The sequence below is a fragment of the Candidatus Pantoea formicae genome, assembly GCF_011752625.1.
In the GTDB taxonomy this organism is placed as follows: domain Bacteria; phylum Pseudomonadota; class Gammaproteobacteria; order Enterobacterales; family Enterobacteriaceae; genus Pantoea; species Pantoea formicae.
In genome coordinates, this window is the sequence record NZ_VWXD01000006.1 from 206382 (window position 1) to 224833 (window position 18452).

General features: G+C 53.1%; 20 protein-coding genes. 7 read left to right on the plus strand and 13 right to left on the minus strand.

Annotated elements, in window-relative coordinates; all coding sequences use genetic code 11:
• Positions 1–102: 102 nt before the first annotated feature.
• On the plus strand, positions 103–552 hold the full coding sequence (locus tag F3J38_RS18400; protein WP_038644476.1) for a DUF441 domain-containing protein: 450 nt from the start codon (positions 103–105) through the stop codon (positions 550–552).
• Between the two features lie 100 nt (positions 553–652).
• Positions 653–1183: an inorganic diphosphatase gene (gene ppa / locus F3J38_RS18405; protein WP_034829250.1), complete on the plus strand. Its 531-nt coding sequence runs from the start codon at positions 653–655 to the stop codon at positions 1181–1183.
• A gap of 54 nt (positions 1184–1237) precedes the next feature.
• Here the strand turns inward: ppa and F3J38_RS18410 are convergent, their stop codons facing one another.
• Genes F3J38_RS18410 through tamA form a run of 3 tightly spaced genes read right to left on the minus strand, consistent with a single transcriptional unit; the run spans position 1238 to position 7100 of the window.
• Positions 1238–1591 carry a gamma-glutamylcyclotransferase family protein gene (locus F3J38_RS18410; protein ID WP_034829253.1) on the minus strand — a complete coding sequence of 118 codons (354 nt, stop codon included), beginning with the start codon at positions 1589–1591 and terminating at the stop codon, positions 1238–1240.
• A gap of 2 nt (positions 1592–1593) precedes the next feature.
• Complete coding sequence (tamB, locus tag F3J38_RS18415) at positions 1594–5364, minus strand: autotransporter assembly complex protein TamB (RefSeq protein WP_167140818.1); 3771 nt, start codon at positions 5362–5364, stop codon at positions 1594–1596.
• Complete coding sequence (gene tamA / locus F3J38_RS18420) at positions 5361–7100, minus strand: autotransporter assembly complex protein TamA (RefSeq protein WP_167140819.1); 1740 nt, start codon at positions 7098–7100, stop codon at positions 5361–5363. The genes tamB and tamA overlap by 4 nt, the downstream gene beginning before the upstream one ends.
• Positions 7101–7549: 449 nt before the next feature.
• Here tamA and paeA point away from each other — a divergent pair, with 449 nt between their 5' ends.
• Positions 7550–8887, plus strand: coding sequence for a polyamine export protein PaeA (gene paeA / locus F3J38_RS18425; protein ID WP_167140820.1), 1338 nt, complete (start codon positions 7550–7552; stop codon positions 8885–8887).
• A gap of 84 nt (positions 8888–8971) precedes the next feature.
• On the opposite strand, the gene F3J38_RS18430 is transcribed toward paeA, so the two are convergent.
• A complete protein-coding gene (locus F3J38_RS18430; protein WP_031280153.1) occupies positions 8972–9178 on the minus strand; it encodes a DUF1107 domain-containing protein in 207 nt (68 codons plus the stop codon).
• Between the two features lie 313 nt (positions 9179–9491).
• Between F3J38_RS18430 and F3J38_RS18435 the strand changes: the two genes are divergently transcribed.
• Positions 9492–10046 carry a YtfJ family protein gene (locus F3J38_RS18435; RefSeq protein WP_167140821.1) on the plus strand — a complete coding sequence of 185 codons (555 nt, stop codon included), beginning with the start codon at positions 9492–9494 and terminating at the stop codon, positions 10044–10046.
• A 124-nt stretch (positions 10047–10170) separates the two neighbouring features.
• On the opposite strand, the gene cysQ is transcribed toward F3J38_RS18435, so the two are convergent.
• Entirely contained in the window at positions 10171–10917 is a 747-nt protein-coding gene (cysQ, locus tag F3J38_RS18440) for a 3'(2'),5'-bisphosphate nucleotidase CysQ (RefSeq protein ID WP_167140822.1), read from the minus strand.
• 281 nt (positions 10918–11198) lie between these two features.
• On the opposite strand from cysQ, the gene F3J38_RS18445 reads away from it, so the two are divergent.
• Positions 11199–13145 (plus strand): bifunctional 2',3'-cyclic-nucleotide 2'-phosphodiesterase/3'-nucleotidase, encoded by a 1947-nt coding sequence (locus tag F3J38_RS18445; RefSeq protein WP_167140823.1) that lies wholly within the window; start codon positions 11199–11201, stop codon positions 13143–13145.
• Between the two features lie 4 nt (positions 13146–13149).
• Here the strand turns inward: F3J38_RS18445 and F3J38_RS18450 are convergent, their stop codons facing one another.
• From F3J38_RS18450 to bamJ, 3 genes are all read right to left on the minus strand, one after another.
• Entirely contained in the window at positions 13150–13455 is a 306-nt protein-coding gene (locus F3J38_RS18450) for a type II toxin-antitoxin system RelE/ParE family toxin (RefSeq protein ID WP_167140824.1), read from the minus strand.
• Positions 13456–13704, minus strand: a complete 249-nt coding sequence (locus F3J38_RS18455) for a type II toxin-antitoxin system Phd/YefM family antitoxin (RefSeq protein ID WP_167140825.1) — start codon at positions 13702–13704, stop codon at positions 13456–13458. It lies immediately after the preceding gene.
• Between the two features lie 122 nt (positions 13705–13826).
• A complete protein-coding gene (gene bamJ, locus F3J38_RS18460) occupies positions 13827–14447 on the minus strand; it encodes a BamJ family beta-barrel-assembly machinery protein (RefSeq protein WP_034829310.1) in 621 nt (206 codons plus the stop codon).
• 195 nt (positions 14448–14642) lie between these two features.
• On the opposite strand from bamJ, the gene F3J38_RS18465 reads away from it, so the two are divergent.
• Complete coding sequence (locus F3J38_RS18465; RefSeq protein ID WP_167140826.1) at positions 14643–15287, plus strand: LysM-like peptidoglycan-binding domain-containing protein; 645 nt, start codon at positions 14643–14645, stop codon at positions 15285–15287.
• A gap of 177 nt (positions 15288–15464) precedes the next feature.
• On the opposite strand, the gene rplI is transcribed toward F3J38_RS18465, so the two are convergent.
• From rplI to rpsF, 4 genes are read right to left on the minus strand one after another with little or no spacing between them, the layout of a single operon-like run.
• A complete protein-coding gene (gene rplI / locus F3J38_RS18470; protein ID WP_038644435.1) occupies positions 15465–15914 on the minus strand; it encodes a 50S ribosomal protein L9 in 450 nt (149 codons plus the stop codon).
• A 39-nt stretch (positions 15915–15953) separates the two neighbouring features.
• A complete protein-coding gene (gene rpsR / locus F3J38_RS18475; protein WP_002210155.1) occupies positions 15954–16181 on the minus strand; it encodes a 30S ribosomal protein S18 in 228 nt (75 codons plus the stop codon).
• A gap of 4 nt (positions 16182–16185) precedes the next feature.
• Positions 16186–16503: a primosomal replication protein N gene (gene priB, locus F3J38_RS18480; protein ID WP_034829319.1), complete on the minus strand. Its 318-nt coding sequence runs from the start codon at positions 16501–16503 to the stop codon at positions 16186–16188.
• 6 nt (positions 16504–16509) lie between these two features.
• Positions 16510–16905, minus strand: a complete 396-nt coding sequence (gene rpsF / locus F3J38_RS18485) for a 30S ribosomal protein S6 (protein WP_034829324.1) — start codon at positions 16903–16905, stop codon at positions 16510–16512.
• Positions 16906–17289: 384 nt separating this feature from the next.
• Here rpsF and F3J38_RS18490 point away from each other — a divergent pair, with 384 nt between their 5' ends.
• A complete protein-coding gene (locus F3J38_RS18490; protein WP_084937238.1) occupies positions 17290–17499 on the plus strand; it encodes a hypothetical protein in 210 nt (69 codons plus the stop codon).
• A gap of 48 nt (positions 17500–17547) precedes the next feature.
• Here the strand turns inward: F3J38_RS18490 and yjfP are convergent, their stop codons facing one another.
• On the minus strand, positions 17548–18297 hold the full coding sequence (gene yjfP, locus F3J38_RS18495; protein WP_167140827.1) for an esterase: 750 nt from the start codon (positions 18295–18297) through the stop codon (positions 17548–17550).
• Positions 18298–18452 lie beyond the last annotated feature (155 nt).

Sequence of the window (18452 nt, forward strand, 5' to 3'; positions counted from 1 at the left end):
AAGGCAGTTGCACCCGTCCCACTGATTGTTGATAAATGGGGGCGTAAAAAAACGTCAGCGCGGGCACTGACCCGTGCATCCATCAATCTTCAGGGAGAAATCATGGCTGCTTATGCCTCTACCATTATTCTGGTCTGCCTCGCCGTCCTGAGCTATTTCGTTCACAACAGCGCTGTCACTATCTCGATTCTGATCCTACTGGCCATTAAGCTCACTCCGCTGTCGCAGTTCTTCCCGTATGTGGAAAAACAAGGCATTCAGATCGGTATTATTATTCTGACCGTCGCGGTAATGGCGCCACTGGCGAGTGGGACGCTGCCTGCTTCATCCTTGCTCAAGTCATTTGCTAACTGGCAATCGATCGTGGCGATTATTGTGGGGGTGTTTGTGGCCTGGCTGGGCGGACGTGGTGTCAGTTTTATGAGCGTGCAGCCTTCGGTGATTGGTGGATTGTTGATCGGTACGGTGATTGGTGTGGCCTTTTTCCGTGGTGTGCCGGTCGGACCACTGATTGCTGCAGGGATTGTCTCGCTGTTTGTCACCGCTAAGTAGGCCGTTGGAGCATTCCGAAACGCCAAAAAGGGGGCATACTTTCAGAGTCAGTTGGCTATAATAGCCGTCACTCAACATACGACCAATGAAGGAAAGCCAGATGAGTTTGAACCAGGTGCCTGCAGGTAAAGAACTGCCAGAAGATATCTATGTCGTTATCGAGATCCCAGCTAACGCCGATCCGATCAAATATGAAGTGGACAAAGAGTCTGGCGCCCTGTTTGTAGACCGTTTCATGTCTACCGCCATGTTCTATCCGTGCAACTACGGCTACATCAACCACACCCTGTCTCTGGATGGTGATCCGGTTGACGTGCTGGTACCAACCCCGTATCCGCTGGTGCCGGGCTCAGTGATTCGCTGCCGTCCAGTTGGCGTGCTGAAAATGACCGACGAGTCTGGCGAAGATGCCAAGCTGGTTGCGGTTCCGCACACCAAACTGAGCAAAGAATACGATCACATCAAAGATGTGAACGACCTGCCAGAACTGCTGAAAGCGCAGATCACCCACTTCTTCGAGCACTACAAAGATCTGGAAAAAGGCAAATGGGTAAAAGTTGACGGCTGGGACAACGCTGAAGCGGCCAAAGCTGAAATCATCTCTTCTTACGAGCGCGCACAGAAGAAATAATCTTCTCTGCCTCGCAAGCATAAAAAAACACCGTCCAATGGACGGTGTTTTTATTTATGCCTCGGGTGCGTCGTCGCGCTTTAGCCAGTCACCGCTCGCAATGCGGGTGCGACCCGCAATCGAACGCTGATAGACATACAGCCAGGCACTGCCGTAAGGCGTCTGGATGAGTTGGCGTTTGTATTCGCCATTCTTGGTGCGCAAGGCATCGAGTTCGCCCAGCGTGCTGGCGTCGATGCGATACACTTCGCAGAAGACGGTTCCCTCATCTTCAACGACGCCCGGGTAGTGACCCAGATTGTAGAGCGCAAACCCTTCAATCTGATGGTCGCCGAGCCATTGCGCATTCGTCATCCAGTGACTGTTTCCCTGTTTGCGCCGTAAACTGCCGTAGACAATTATTCGCATTGCTAAAACTCAAACTGATAGAGCAAATCCAGTGCCTGATCGAGACCGGACACGGCTTCCAAATAGAGTTTGGGCATCAGGCGGTAACGCAAGGTTAACGTCGCCAGTGAATCAAATATGCCAACACCGTATTTTACTTGTAGACCCGGCAGTACATAACCGCTCACCTGCACCTGCTGGCTGTCGCCCACACCGGTGGTATCAAGCGCGAGGTTACTGACGCCGAATGTCTCGCCGATTTTACCCATAACCTGACCACTTTGTGCAACCCCTAACCCCACAAGTGCTGAAGTTAATGCATTACTGTCGCCATCACTGCTGAGTCCCTGACCGCGTAATAAGTAAGAAAGCGCTTCCTGCTGCGACATGGCGGGGTCAGAGAACACCTCGACTTTCGGCTCATCGGCCAGGCCGGTGACGCGAATACCGGCGGTGACATCATCTTCGGTGGCTTCCGGGTTACGTATCGCTTCAAGGTTAACGTACGGCTGATCTGGCGGCCCGGCAAACTGCAACTCGCCTTTACGCACAATCAGATCCTGCCCGTAAGCGTGGAAGCGGCCATCAGGAATATTGATCTGTCCGTTTAAGCCCAGACCGGTTTTATCCTGCACCAGTTTAAGATCGCCATTCAGCTTGGCTTTTAGACCAAAGGCTGACAGCCGCACATCGTTACCGACATGGATCACTAGGTTGCTGTTGATCGGAATGGCGGCGGTCTTCGGTTGAATCGGCTTGAGATCTTTATCCAGCATCACCTCATCCGAGGAGACGCCAGTGGCGCTTTCCGGCACTTCCTGCACCGTGATGCGCGCCCACGGAATATCGACCTTACCATCCAGATTAAAGGCGGCTGGCGTGGCTTCAAACACCAGGTCTGGCGACACGTCCATGCGCACCATCGGCGGCACGGTAACGCGAATACGGTTGCCCTGCGCGGTGATACGCGCTCGCCAGTTATCCAGCTGGCTCCAGTCGGCATTGCCGCCCAGATTGAGGTTGCCCTGCGTCGTCTGTAACAGGCCGTTAAGCGTCGAACTCATGCCATTGAACACCATGTTCAGATTGGCGGAGGTGAGTGTGACCGGCATAAAGCTGGCCTGCACGTTGACATCGCTCAACCCCAACTGGCCAAACACCTGCGGCTGTTGCAGTGTGCCGCCCAGACGCAAGTTGCTATTGAGGTTGCCTTTGATCTTCTCACCCTGCATCAACGCCGGATTAAACATCGCCAGCGACAGATTGCTGATGCCGATGTTGCCGGACAGCTGACGACGGGTTTGCGGATCGGCAATCTGCACATTACCGCTCAGCTGACCGTTGTTGACGATGTGGATCAGCCAATCCAGCTGAGCACGTCCATTACGCATCGCCGCATTCAGGTTGAGCGTATCGAAGGCAATCGGCAGCGTGTTGCCCTGCACATCTTGTTCGACTTTAACGCCGCTACCCTTCAGTGAGACCGTACCGGTTGGCAGTGCGCCATCAGCCGTCCAGTTCACCCGTGCATCGCCACTGAACACGCCGTTCAGTTTGGTCGCATCGGTGAGGAAAGGTTCGATCATCGCCAAATCAAAGCGGTTCAGCACCACATGGGCGTGACCGCTGGCCCCGGCTTCAATCGGCTCCGGTACACACAGCTGCGCGTTCGGGTTCTGCCAGCAGTGTGGCCCGATAGTGGCGGTCTGCTTGCTGTTGAGGTAATCAATCGCCATCGCACGCGTCAGACGCCATTCGCCCACCGGGGTATCAAAGTGCGTGTTGTTGAGATTGCCCTGCCAGCGTTCAGTTTTGCGATCAAAGCTGCCGTTGAGTGCCAACTGGCCGGAGACCGGCTCGCCCTGCACGTTCAGCTTAAGCTGATGCTGCTTCTCGTTGCCGTCCGCATTCAGCGTCAGCAGGTTAATCTTCAGCGCGTCCTGTTGCAGTTGCTCAATGCGCAGTTGCAGCTTACCGGCGATTTGATCGCTGGATTTCACATCACCTTCCAGCGCCACACGACGAATCTGCAGCTGCTGCCAGCGCAAGCCGGTTGCAGTGAGATCGGCCAGCAGTTGCGGTGCCTGCAAGGTGCCGCGTGCTTTTACCGTGCCTTTCGCCACGCCGCCGAGTCCCGGCAGTGCGTTATCCAGATGCGGCGCATCGATATTGGCATCCAGGTTGAGCTTGTCGCCCAGTTCACCTTTCACGTCCAGATGGTTGCGGCCCAGCGCGATATTAATGCCCGGGATTTTCCACTGGTTATAGCTGTTGCCGGTGAGTGAGCCATTGGCGCTGACGGCGTTCTGCTTCACGTTCCCTTTCAGCTCCAGCTGCGGCACGCTGAGCTGCCAGCTACCGCCGTAGAGGCTGCCACGCGTGGCTATCTTGCCATCGAGTTTGGCTGGCCAATCCGGGTACTGTTTGGCGGTGTTGATGCCGGAGAGCGTCAATTCGCTGCGCCAGCTGATGGCTTTGCTCCAGTCCACCAGCGCCGTCAAATCGACATTGCCCTGCAATGCCGCCACGCGCAGCTTGTCCAGACTGAACTGCTGCACGTTGCCTTTCCCGTCGAGCGAAAGGGTCGCGGGCGGCACGCCTTCACCTTTCACAGCGGTGCGCAGTGACATCACGTAATCAGTAGCTTTGCCTTTGAACTGATAATCCAGGTTATCCGCCTGATACTGCACCGGGCCGGTAAGCGGCCAGCGCAACTCCGGGCTGGTGAGTTTCAGTGACAGTGGCAGACCCGCCACCGCCGGTTGCGCAGCGGCATCCAGCTGTGCGCGGACCGGGCCAGAGAGATTCAGCCCCAGCTTAAGCTCTTCACGCATCGCCCCGCTGAGATTCATTTTGATCTTCTCGCCCTTGATCGGATCGAGATTTAACGATCCGCTGAGCGCGAAATTCACTGGCCAGTTATCCGCCAACTGCGCATCACCGCTGGCGTTCAACTGCCCTTGCGGTGAATCAATATCAAAGGTTTCTAACTGAAGATGGCGGTCGGCGGTTTTGGCTTTCAGCAACAGACGGGTAATCGACACATCGGTATCGCCGGTCAAGCGCAACTGTTCGCCGAGCAGCTCCTGTACGGTAATATCCAGCGGCAGCTGGAAGTCAGGCAGTTCGGGTAACAGCGGTTTGGCGAACATCTCTTGCAGCGTTTCACCCAAGGGTTTCTCATCCGGCTGCGGCTGCTGTACTTTCGGCTGCACCACTTGCTCATCAACCACTTTAGCCGCCTTAGGCAACGCTATCAGCAGACTTTGAATATGCGTTGGGGTTAACGTCAGCGCGCGTCCCTGCCAGTTGAGGCCAGTGGTGAAGTCCAGCAGTGAAATGGACGTATCATCCACCTTCACATTGATGTTATGCAGGCCGACCTTGTTCAGCGTAATAGGATACGGCGTACTCAGGTTGGTGCTGCCGCTCTCTTCTGGCGGCGGAGGCGCAGCAGCAGGAGCCATTTTCTTGCTATCCACTACCACGCTAACATCCTGCAGGCCAATGTCGTTAACGCACACTGACGAGTGCAGCAGGCAGTTAAGATTGAGCGCCAGATGGAAGCGCCCGGCATCCACGCTCACGCCCGGCATCTCATACTTCACGCCGCTCAGGGTGAGATCGCGCCAGCCGCCTTCGACTTTGTTGATCGACAAACCTGGCACCCAACGATCGGCGCCTTTCAACAACAGATGCAGCCCAGGCGTGGTGCCAATCAGAAACGCGATACTGCCAAACAGCACCACCAGAAAAATACCGAACCCAATCAGGAGCTTTTTCCACAGCTTCATAGTTCAGGCCCCAGTCCTACATAGAATTGCAAACCATGTTCCTTGTCATCGCCAATCGGTCGTGCGATATCAAATTTGATCGGTCCCACCGGTGAAGCCCAGCGCACGCCAACACCGGCGCCGGTTTTGAAATCGCTTTGCTTGATGTCATTTACCGCTTCACCCGAATCGACAAACACCGCACCCCACCACTTGCCGGTCACGTTGTACTGGTACTCCAGCGAGCCGGTGGCCATTTTTGACGCACCGGTCAACTTGCCGTCGCTGTCGCGCGGCGAGACATCTTTGTATTTGTAACCACGAATGCTGCGGTCGCCCCCGGCGAAGAAGCGCAGGTCTGGCGGAACTTTGTCGAAATCGTTGGTTTCGATCCAGCCAAGGTTACCGCGCACCACAAAGCGATTTTTCTCACCCAGCATACGGATCCAGACGTTTTGCGCCTGCAGGATCAGGAAGTCGACATCCGATCCCCAGGTGGTATCAGAGACATCCACTGAATAGCGCTGTGAATCACCCCAGGTCGGCATCAAGCCTCCGCGCGAACGCGTGCGGCTCAGACTCACGCCCGGATAGAGCAGCATGGTGGTGTTGGTCACACTGCCTTGGGTGAAGTGATCAAGACTCCATTTCAGGTTAACTGCGCGCTGCCAGCCGGAGCTACTGTCCCAGTTGCGCGACACGCCCAACGTGGTGGTGTCCGCTTTGGTGTCGTTGAGATCGGTACGCTTCAGGCCACCAGAGAAGGTGTAATACTGCTCCAGCGGGCTTTTCAGCAAGGGCACTTTATAGCTGAGATCGAGCTGTTGTTCAGGCGCGGAAATATAGGAGCTGGCAGTCAGACTATGACCGCTGCTGTTAATCCAGGGTTTTTTCCACGTGCCTTTCAGGCGCGGGCCGACGTCGGTGGAATAGCCCACACCGGCTTCGATGGTATTCTCAACCCGTGGCGATACCGCCGCATTGAGCGGTAGCACTTTGGTCTGACGACCTTTGTCGAATTCAGGAGCGACGACCACCGAGTTAAACCAGCCCGTTGCGGATAAACGACGGTTTAATTCCGCCAAATCGCGCGAGCTGTACGGATCGCCTTTTTTAAACGGCACAAGGTTACGCAGATAGGCTTCGTTGATTTGCGAGCCCTGGAAACTGACATCGCCAAAACGGTAGCGCGGGCCACTGTCGTAGTCGATATCCCAGAATGCTTCGCGTCTTTCGACCGAAACGCCAAGCTGGCTTTGCTTAAAGTCACCGTCGAAGTAACCATTACGCAGTGCCAGGCTGGAGAAGCCGTTTTTAAATTTGTCGTATTCGCCGTGATTCAGTTGAGTGCCGATTTTCGGCGTGCCCTGTTTTACCCAAGCTTTGTAATCGTCATCGTTTCTGGCGGCACCTTCGACCACAATGTGACTGCCACCAATTTTCACCGGTTCACCCGGTTTGACGTGGGCAATCAGCACCGGCCTGCCACCCTGTGGCGGTGCAGGACGCGACTCGAAATCGATTTCGGGTTCGTAATAACCGAGTGCCCGCAAACCTTCTTTGATCGCCTGCGAGACACGCGCCTGGAAGCGCCCATCGCTCGATACTTCGTCAGTACCAATGGTAGACAAGCGCGCCCTGACGTTCTTCTGTAAATCCCCGGTTAGCCCTTCAAGCTGCAAGCGCACCTTCGCTGCCTCAACAGCAGGTGCAGCAAGCAACAGGCTGGCCAAACAATAAATATGCAATCGCGGCACGCGTACTCCTGTTAATAATGCCTGCCCCTTATTCCGCAGGGGCGTTATTTCTCATCGGAGGCTATCACCACCACTCGCTTACCCATCAGCATAGCCGCTCTTTTTGGCGGATGGCTGAGGAAAAATGGTCACTAAGCCAAATCATTTCCTATTGTCGGTAAATGGGGGGGGCGATACAACACCGAAGCCGCACTTCTGCGACTGTGGGTCGCGCACTCGGATTATTCCGACCTCCTTGTGCGCGCCTCTGGCGGCGGCATAAGCGCTGCTGCTATAATCAGCACCCAGCAGGCATGACCTGCTTTCCTTTCTGCCCCGACGTTCACGTTCCTTGTCGAAATGGCGCAGACATTTTTGGCACGGATAGCCCTGTATGACAGGCGAATACTGGATGTTCTCCTGCGCTGCCCAGGCCAAAAATGACAAGTGATTAACCCAACGGATCTTTTATGCTCGATAGCTTACTTGTCATTCTTTTACTGATTGTGATCAGTTCATTCTTTTCTCTTTCTGAGATCTCGCTGGCGGCTGCCCGTAAGATCAAACTGAAACTGCTGGCCGATGAAGGCAACATCAACGCGCAGCGCGTACTGAAAATGCAGGAACAGCCTGGCATGTTCTTTACCGTGGTGCAGATTGGCCTGAATGCCGTGGCCATCCTCGGTGGTATTGTCGGCGATGCGGCTTTCTCTCCCGCCTTCAATAGCCTGTTCACGCGCTTTATGCCCGCCGACCTGGCCGAGCAGCTCAGCTTTATCTGCTCCTTCACCGTGGTCACCAGCCTGTTTATCCTGTTTGCCGACCTCACGCCAAAGCGCGTCGGTATGATAGCGCCAGAAGCCGTGGCACTGCGTATCATCAACCCGATGCGCTTCTGTTTGCTGGTGATGCGGCCGCTGGTATGGCTGTTCAACGGTCTGGCGAACGTGTTCTTCCGTATATTCAAACTGCCCATGGTGCGGAAAGATGACATCACGTCAGATGATATCTATGCCGTAGTGGAAGCGGGTGCGCTGGCGGGGGTGTTACGTAAGCAAGAGCATGAGCTGATTGAGAACGTGTTTGAACTGGAATCGCGCACGGTGCCCTCGTCAATGACATCTCGTGAGAACGTCGTCTGGTTCGATTTGCATGAAGATGAAAACAGCCTGAAAACCAAAATCGCTCAACACCCTCATTCTAAATTCCTGGTGTGCGATGGCGATATCGACCACATCGTCGGTTACGTCGATTCAAAAGAGCTGCTGCTGCGGGTGCTTGGCAACCAAAGCTTAACGCTCAGCAGCGGTGTGCAGATCCGCTCCGCATTGATCGTGCCCGATACACTGACACTTTCAGAAGCGTTAGAAAGTTTTAAAACCGCGGGCGAAGACTTCGCGGTCATCATGAACGAATATGCGTTGGTGGTGGGGATCATTACCCTCAACGACGTGATGACCACGCTAATGGGTGATTTGGTCGGCCAGGGTCAGGAAGAGCAGATTGTGGCACGTGATGAGAACTCATGGCTGGTTGAAGGCGGCACACCGATTGATGACGTGATGCGCGTGCTGGATATCGATGATTTCCCACAGTCCGGCAACTATGAAACCATTGGTGGTTTTATGATGTATATGCTGCGCAAAATCCCGAAACGCACTGATTTCGTGAAGTTCTCAGGGTATAAATTTGAAGTGGTGGATATCGACAGTTATCGCATTGACCAGTTGTTGGTCACGCGAATTGATGAGCGTCCGCCCGTGCTGAGTGTGACCAAGAGCATCACGGATGAGCTTGAGTCGCCATAATCCTCAGCAATAGAAAAAAACAAGGCGCGATTAATCGCGCCGCTACAGGGCGCCTAACTTCATGGCGCCCTTTCTTTTTACTGCTTAGTTGTACTCGGCTTGCAGTCGCAGCACCTGGCGATTGATTTCAGACATCACGCTGAGATGCTGTTTATCTTTGACGCGTGGCAACATCACTTTGCCTTTATCAAACTCAAACGCGCCAACATCCTTGATGTACAACCTTCCTTTAAATAGCGTTTTTACGTATTTCGCAATTTGCAGCGGATTATAGCGCTGGAAGATTTTCATGCTGTTTAACTCCTGAACAGATGTAATACGCTTCGCCGTTGCCAAATTCGGTACGAGCCCATGAAGCGCAAATGAGGCATAAATATAGAACATGATTCGTTGCGTATGTTCCGAAAAAGTGAATTTTTTACTGAATTGACACATCATTACAGAACACTCTGTTATGACGCTCACATTAACCAGTATAAACCTTCACTCATTAAGGAATTGTGGCGTGGGTTGCAAAGCTGTTAACTCATCGCGACAGGCGCATCATCCACGCCTAATATTGCAGAAACATGAATAACTGGTCGGATCACTAAGGAGCATCACCATGCGTTTGGTACACTCTCTGATAGCACTGGCACTGCTGGCCCCTGCCCTTGTCTCAGCCCACGCCATTAAGCTTGGCGATCGCGTCCCACCGGTTGGCGTGAGCGATAGAGGTGAGCTGCTTTATCAACAAGATAAGTTTAGCTATCAGCCCTGGAATAGCGCGCAGCTAAGTGGAAAAGTGCGAGTCATCTTACATATTGCCGGACGTTCTTCCGCCAAAGAGCAGAATGCCGCGCTGATTGAGGCCATCAAAGCGGCAAAATTCCCGCATGACCGTTACCAGACCACCACCATTGTGAACACTGATGATGCGATTCCCGGTACCGGTATGTTTGTGCGCAGTAGTATTGAGAGCAACAAGCAGCAATACCCTTGGTCGCAGTTTATCGTCGACAGCAACGGCAACGTGCGTAAGGTTTGGGATTTGGAGAAAGGCGGTTCAGCCATTGTGGTGCTGGATAAAACCGGACATGTCCGTTACGCCAAAGAGGGAGCGTTGACACAAGATGAAGTGCAGCAGGCGATGACGCTAATTCGCCAGCTTTTGCAGTAAAACATAGGGCGCCATCAATGGCGCCCCTGCATTGCCCGACTGAATATCTTTAGCCATTTCGGATTTTAATCGCGAAATGGCTGAGTGCAATTTTCGTAGGCTGCGCATTTATGCGCGCCAGGAATCAAAACAGCGAGACGCGAAAACCCGGATTCAGGAAAGATTCACGCGGTGCATAATCCAGCGTTTTTCCCTGCCAGTCATGCACATGCGCGCCAGCGGCAATCGCCACAGCGTGGCCTGCACCGGTATCCCAGATGTTGGTCGGTCCAAAACGCGGATAAAGTTGTGCTTTCCCTTCAGCCACCAGGCAAAACTTCAGTGACGAACCAATCGCGGTGGTTTGGTGCTCGCCCAGCTGTGTAAGATACTCTTTAAGCTCTTCATCCTTGTCGAAGTGCGAGCGGCTAACGACCACCAGTAAAGGACGCGCTTCACGCACCTGAATCTGGGTTTTATGGCCGCCCTCTTCTTTCCACGCCTTACCTTCTGCAGCGGAATACATCACTGCTAGCGCAGGCGCATACACCACACCCAACACCGGCTTACCGTTTTCAATCAGCGCGATATTGACCGTGAACTCACCGTTACGCTTTATAAACTCTTTCGTGCCATCAAGGGGATCGACCAGCCAATATTGGGTCCAATGCTGACGCACTTCCCAGCTGGGTGGATCTTCTTCGGACAGCACCGGTACGCCCGGTGACAATGCCGTAAGACCCTCGATGATGACATGATGGGCCGCAAGATCGGCCGCAGTGACGGGGGAGTCATCCGATTTGCGTGTCACGTCCATTGGCTGCGCGCCATCGTAAACCTGCATGATTGCATCACCCGCTTCACGGGCTAGCTGGCAAATTTTCTCTAACATTTTCCACCTCTTATTCTCTGATTCTGCCTGTCACACATCGGCAGCCAACTTCTCTTGAGTTTAGCAGCTGCGTCTCATGGCTCTGACGGGCTCGGTAATCTATTTGATTATCAATACCATAGTTAACAAGCGGCGGCTATCGCGCGATGCTGAATCAGTCGATGTTCATGGCGAGTGAAGGAAACGGTGCAAAAGTACGGGTTACATCACAAATTGAAATGATAAATCGTAATCGTTTTACATTATTTTGGGAGGCCCACTAGTAAAACAAGGAGAAAGCCATGTTCAAAGCGAGCATGTCGTTACTGGCGCTGTGTGTGACAGCCGCCTCCGTGCAAGCCGCTACCGTGGATCTGCGCATTCTGGAAACCACCGATCTGCACAGCAATATGATGGATTTCGATTACTACAAAGACACGCCAACGGAGAAATTCGGTTTAGTACGAACCGCCTCGCTGATTCAGCAAGCGCGTGCAGAAGCGAAAAACAGTGTGCTGGTCGATAACGGTGACATCATTCAGGGCAGTCCACTGGGCGATTACATGGCCGCTAAGGGATTGAAAAAGGGCGATGTGCATCCGGTTTACAAAGCGATGAACACATTGAACTATGAGGTTGGCAACCTGGGAAATCACGAATTCAATTATGGATTGCCCTATTTGCAGAAAGCGATTGCCGGCGCGCGTTTCCCCTACGTCAATGCCAACATTATCGATGAAAAGAGCGGAAAACCGCTGTTCACCCCCTACTTAATCAAAGAAACCACCGTTACCGACCGCAGCGGCAACGCGCATCGCTTAAAAATTGGCTACATCGGCTTCGTTCCGCCGCAGATTATGGTGTGGGATCGCAACAATCTGCAGGGCAAAGTGCGCGTTGATGACATCACGGAAACAGCGAAGCGCTATGTGCCGGAAATGCGCGCAAAAGGTGCTGAAATAATCATCGCCATTCCACACTCGGGATTAAGCAGTGAGCCCTATCACGCCATGGCGGAAAATTCGGTCTACTACCTTAGCAAGGTGCCCGGCATTAACGCCATTATGTTCGGTCACGCGCATGCCGTTTTCCCCAGCAAAGAGTTCGCCGCGATTAAAGGTGCTGACATCGCACAAGGCACATTGAACGGTGTTCCCTCGGTGATGCCTGGCATGTGGGGTGATCATCTCGGTGTGGTCGATTTGGTGCTGAATAACGAGGGTGGCAAATGGCAGGTTACACAGGGCAAAGCTGAAGCACGGCCTATCTATGATCCCGTCGCCAAAAAGTCGCTGGCGGCGGAAGACACAAGTCTGGTGAAAGTGCTGGAACAGGATCATCGCGCCACGCGTGAGTTTGTCGCCAAACCTATCGGTAAATCGGCTGATGTGATGTACAGCTATCTGTCGTTGGTGCAGGACGATCCCACTGTGCAGATCGTCAATAATGCGCAGCGCGCTTATGTAGAGCACTTTATTCAGGGCGATCCCGATTTAGGGCGGCTACCGGTACTTTCTGCTGCCGCGCCATTCAAGGCAGGTGGCCGTAAAAACGATCCCGCCAGCTATACCGAAGTGGAAAAAGGCGAACTTACCTTCCGTAACGCCGCCGATCTCTATCTTTATCCCAATACCCTGGTGGTGATGAAAGTCAGCGGTGCGCAGGTGAAAGAGTGGTTGGAGTGTTCGGCTGCACAGTTTAATCAGATCGACCCTCACAGCAGTAAGCCGCAAGCGCTGATCAACTGGGATTTCCGCACCTATAACTTTGATGTGATTGATGGTGTGCAGTATCAAATCGACGTGACACAACCCGCACGCTACGACGGTGAGTGTGCGTTGATCAACAAAGACGCATCACGCATTAAAGACCTGATGTGGCAGGGCAAGCCTATCGACCCTAATGCCACCTTCCTGGTCGCCACCAACAACTATCGCGCTTATGGCGGGAAGTTTGCTGGCACGGGCGATAAATATGTCGCGTTTGCTTCACCGGATGAGAACCGTTCGGTAGTCGCGGCTTATATCAGCAGCGAAACCAAAGCGCATGGCGAAGTGAAACCGCAGGCCGATCATAATTGGCGTTTAGCGCCGATTCACAGCGATACGCCGCTGGATATTCGCTTTGAAACCGCACCGGGCGAGAAAGCCACGCAGTTTATTGAGAAGTACGCTGATTATCCGATGAAAGCGGTGGGCAGTGACGAGATTGGCTTTGCGATTTGGCAGGTGGATTTGCAGAAGCAGTAACAGGCTATAGCCGGGCTGCCAAATGAAGGGAGGGCACCCGGCTTTGATGCATCACCGCGAGCACAATAATTCCCTGTTGGATTGCCTGGTAATAAATCATATGACTCACAAAGGGAAAACTGAGTACGCCTTCTGCAAGATCGGATGCTCTGCTGATCCCCATTGTTGGCAGTTCAGACAGCGTATGCAATGTGCGCTGCAAACGTCTCAAGTATTGATGAGACTGCGCTTCGCCCCAGTGCTGTAAAGTGAATTGACGAATATCGACAAGATCCTGCCGCGCTTCATCCGTGAGCTTAAATTTGGCCATTTAATCCAGTAGTTGATTGAAAAATGTTTCACCATCGGTCAGTCGCCCGTTGGCAACGTCTTCTCTGGCTCGGACAATTTTTTCCTGCAAAAACTGCTGCTTCATGAGTTCAATTGCCTGAAACTCTTCAGCAGATATGACAACGGCGACAGGTTTTCCGTTCCGACTGATTTGTACCGGTTCACGCTGAGCTTTGAGAAGCATATCCCCAAATTGTGTTTTAGCTTCGTTGGCAGAGAGTAAATACATTTCGCACCTTCCGCTTAAATCATTCGATTCGCTCATTGTATTAGCCCATCGGATAAAGATCAGCCAGATTTACAAACAAAAAAAACCGGCATTTATGCCGGTTTTAATGAATTGCTGAATGCTTACAGAATTTCCAGCAGCTCGACTTCGAACACCAGAGTGCTGAATGGCGGGATGGATGCGCCAGCACCGCGCTCACCGTAGGCGAGGTTTTGTGGAATCACTAATTCCCACTTAGAACCTACTGGCATCAGGGTCAGCGCTTCAATCCAGCCCGCGATCACGCCGCTTACCGGGAATTCAGCCGGTTCGCCGCGTGCCACTGAGCTATCAAACACCGTACCGTCGATCAGCTTGCCAGTGTAGTGCACACGGACACGATCCTGACGAGATGGGATTGGGCCATCGCCTTGAGTGATCACGCTGAACTGTAAACCAGATTCCGTGCTGCTCACGCCTTCACGCTGAGCGTTCTGCTCCAGGAATTTATGGCCATCAGCAGCCATAGCTTCAACGCGCTCACGACGCACGCCTTCCGCACGTTCGTGCACTTCACGCAGCGCGCGGTGTACCACATCAACAGGGACAGCCGGTGAGTTGCCTTCCAGCGCATCACGCAGACCCGCAAGCAGTGCTTCCGGCTGCAGACCCTGCAGTCCAGATTCCTGCAGCTGCTGGCCAACCTGTAAACCGATACCGTAACTTGCTTGTGATTCGACGCTGTCGAATGAAGGGGTGGTCATTTTGATTCCTTAATCCCGGAGAAAATAGAAACGGCAGCATAACAGCGCGGGCGGCTGGCGTAAAATCTGCAGCGGCAGAGATGACATTTCTCAGCGAAAGAGAAACAATACACAGGTCAAATTTTTCAATGCTGGCAGGCACTTCGCGCCCGTATTGCCCATACTATAGCTGTAGCGCTAAGAAAGAGAGAATACATGGGCCAAATCGCCCCACGACGTCGCAGGACGCGCGCACCGCGTACTTTTACATTACCGAGGTTGCAACGTTGGCTGCCGCAGATGAAACGCAAGGCCGCCAGCGAGGAGGATTCAAGAATGGCTTCTGACACCCCTTCCCGCGTTCCCGCCGTGCTGTTACGTGTCTGGCATCTGCTGGATAATGTGCGCTGGATGGATCCGCTTCCCGCCTTTCATCGTCGCGGTATTGTGATTGCTCTGCTGGTGCTCCTGCTCGCCTTTCTCTGGCCCAGCAGCACACCGCAATATCCGATTGAACGCCAAGCGGAGAACAGCAGCAAAGAGGTTCCACTGCAGGCCGAGATTTACGACAACAAGCAGCCGCCGAAAGCAGATTCCCAAGGTGAATGGCACAGCTACACCGTGGCATCAGGTCAGACACTGGCACAGCTGTTCCGCGACAATAATCTGCCGGTAAATGACGTGTTCGCGATGGCGCGCGTGGAAGGCAGCGATCAGCCGCTCAGCGCACTAAAAAACGGACAGCAGGTGAAGGTGCGCCAGAATGCGCAAGGCGTGGTGACAGGCTTAACGGTAGATGGCAGTGACGGACCGGTGCTGTTTACCCGTCAGCCCGACGGCAGCTTTATCCGCGCCCAGTAAATCGCAGAAACAAAAACGCCGGCACATGGCCGGCGTTTTCGCGTTACCGAGTATACTCGTCATACTTCAAGTTGCTGATGCGTTGGCTTCGCTCATTCACCCCAGTCACTTACCTAAGTAAGCTCCTGAGATTCATTCCCTTGCCGCCTTCCCGCACCTTGAATTATTTAGAGTAGATTACTCAGCCACGACATTCACAACCAGTTTAGCGAACACTTCGCTATGAACCTGGAAGTCAACTTCGTGCTCACCGGTAGAACGCAGAACGCCGTTTGGCAGACGCACTTCGCTCTTAGCCACTTCAACGCCAGCTGCAGTTACTGCGTCAGCGATGTCACGGGTACCGATTGAACCGAACAGTTTACCTTCGTCGCCTGATTTAGACGCGATGGTAACGGTGCCCAGTGCGTTGATTTTCTCTGCACGTGCGTTAGCAGCAGCCAGAACGTCAGCCAGTTTGGCTTCCAGTTCAGCGCGACGTGTTTCGAAGAACTCAACGTTTTTCTTGGTAGCAGGAACAGCTTTACCCTGTGGAACCAGGAAGTTACGAGCGTAGCCCGCTTTAACGTTAACCTGATCACCCAGGCTGCCCAGGTTTGCTACTTTATCAAGCAGAATAACTTGCATTACCTTATCCTCTTAAAGTCGTTAATGGACAACTACCAATTACTGATGACGATCAGTGTATGGCAGCAGGGACAGGTAGCGAGCGCGCTTGATGCAACGAGCGAGCTGACGCTGGTATTTTGCACGAGTACCGGTGATACGGCTCGGGACAATTTTACCGCTTTCGGTAATGTAGTTTTTCAGTGTAGCGATATCTTTGTAATCAATCTCTACAACGCCTTCCGCGGTGAAACGGCAGAATTTGCGACGACGGAAATAACGTGCCATTTGGCTAGTCTCCAGAATCTATCAATTCAATCTGCTCGGCATGTAACACCATTCTGCTCTGACCATTGCGTGCCTGATGGCAGCTAATGAAACCTTCGAGAACGAGTTGCGTACCGACCGTTATATGTTGAGTAATCACCTGATGGGTGCTGCCGCTGATAATCACCGGCATCTGACACCAGGCTTGCCGGTGAAAACCGGCTTCCTCCTGCACAGAACGATGCTCAAGCACGAACTGGCAGTGAGGAATCCCTGACGGACTGACTTTTCGAACTGGCGTCTTGCACACAGTGCCTGACAGGCGCAGTCGATTTGCCGTCATGTCGGATTACTCTTCAGAATCCCCAGCATCTGAGTCATCTGATGATTCGTTAGCGAAGTCTTCGCGACGATCACGACGCTCATCTTTCGCTTTAACCATCGGAGATGCTTCAGTTACCGCGTGCTTAACGCGCATAACCATGCTGCGGATAACGGCGTCGTTGAAGCGGAAGTTAGTTTCCAGCTCGTCAATCACTTCCTGCGGCGCTTCTACGTTCAGCAGAACATAGTGAGCTTTGTGCAGTTTGTTGATTGGGTAAGCCAGCTGACGGCGGCCCCAGTCTTCCAGACGGTGAATCGTGCCTTGTGCACCGGTGATAGCACCAGTGTAACGCTCGATCATACCTGGAACCTGTTCGCTCTGGTCAGGATGGACCATAAATACGATTTCGTAATGACGCATCGATAGCTCCTTACGGATTATTCAGCCTCCTGTCGGGGTCAGCTGCGGCCCATGGAAGCAAGGAACGTTATAGGTTGTGAGTCATTTAAATGAAACACACCTCTGAATGCAGCTGAAAAATTGACGCGTAATCATACTGGCGTCCCCCTAGAAACTCAAGCGCACAATTCATCAAATCGCGGGAGTCGTGCCAGTTAAGCGCACATTATGTGCTAAGGATTAGGATTCAGCAGGTTAGCGAGGGTTTGTTCAAAATCACTGATGGAGGCGTTCAATGGGACGATCTGGCATCAATGTGGCAAACAACTAAACTATTTACAGACGCAACGGTTTGGCTTATTCGGCGCGTCTGAGAGTGAAATCCCTGTGAGTAGGAGGTCGATAATGAAAACCCTCATTTTCGCCACTTTACTGGGTCTCTTCCTGTCTACACCCGCTCTTGCCAGCTCCGCTGACTATGCGCAGCAGATGAGAAGTAACAGCAGCAATGCGGCTTCAGGCTATGTCTACGTCAACCGGCTGGATACGCCTGGCAGTAGTAACCCAGTCAGTGCGAATACCAGTGCAGCAGATCGTTTGGCTTCACAACTGTAATATCGGATGACGTAACGGGCTGGCATCGTTTGCCAGCCCGAGTTGTTTCTACAGATGATGTTTGAAAAAGCTCACCAATGCGGTAAGCGCGGATGGCGTAATTTTGTGGCCGATCTGCTTTTCCGAAAGGTAGGTCATATTCCCGTCCAACTGCGCGTCACGTAGCGCTTTCTCCAGCCGGACCGTTTCGGCAAACGGCACCACCTCATCAGCTTCACCGTGCCACAGCAGCAAGGGGCGATTAGCCAACTTGTCTAATTGCTGACTGGGATCGTAAGGTGCCAAGGGTGCCATACGCGCGGCAAACGTCTCCTTTTGCTCGGGAGTACGTGCCACCAAGGGGGGAAACAGGGTATGGCTGAGTTGCATAAAGTAGCCCGAGCCCATCATGCAAGCGATGCTGTGAATCTGCGGATAGCGCGCCATCGCACCCAGTGCCGTCATGCCACCCATCGAGGCCCCGGCCACCGCAAAACGCTCATCAGCAATCCAATCTTTCTCACGCAGTGCAGCTTCTAGCAACGGGACTTCGTCAATGTTCTGTCTAAGGATCTCCCAGAAGTGCGTCATACGCATTTCGGTGTCACCGTTGTAGCGAGAACCGTGCATGTCAGCATCCGGCATCACCACGCGAAAACCCGCCTGGGCCAGCGCCACCGCAAAGTAGCTATACACCTCTTTCGATGACGTAAAGCCGTGATAAAACAGGATGGTGGGTAAACACGCCTGCCGCTGTCCTGCGGGGGCTGCGTGAATGCATTCAATACCGGCCAGGTTCTCCGTCGCCAACTCAATCATACCGCCTCCGTTGAGAATGATTATCACCCGTCACAGTGTAAGCGCTGAACGGCAAAACGCGAGCGACTTCACATGTAATCAGAATAATTTCTGTACTAAACCTTTTGCTGCATTTGCCGTTGATCTTGTACCCCCTCAAATATTCTTTAATAGGT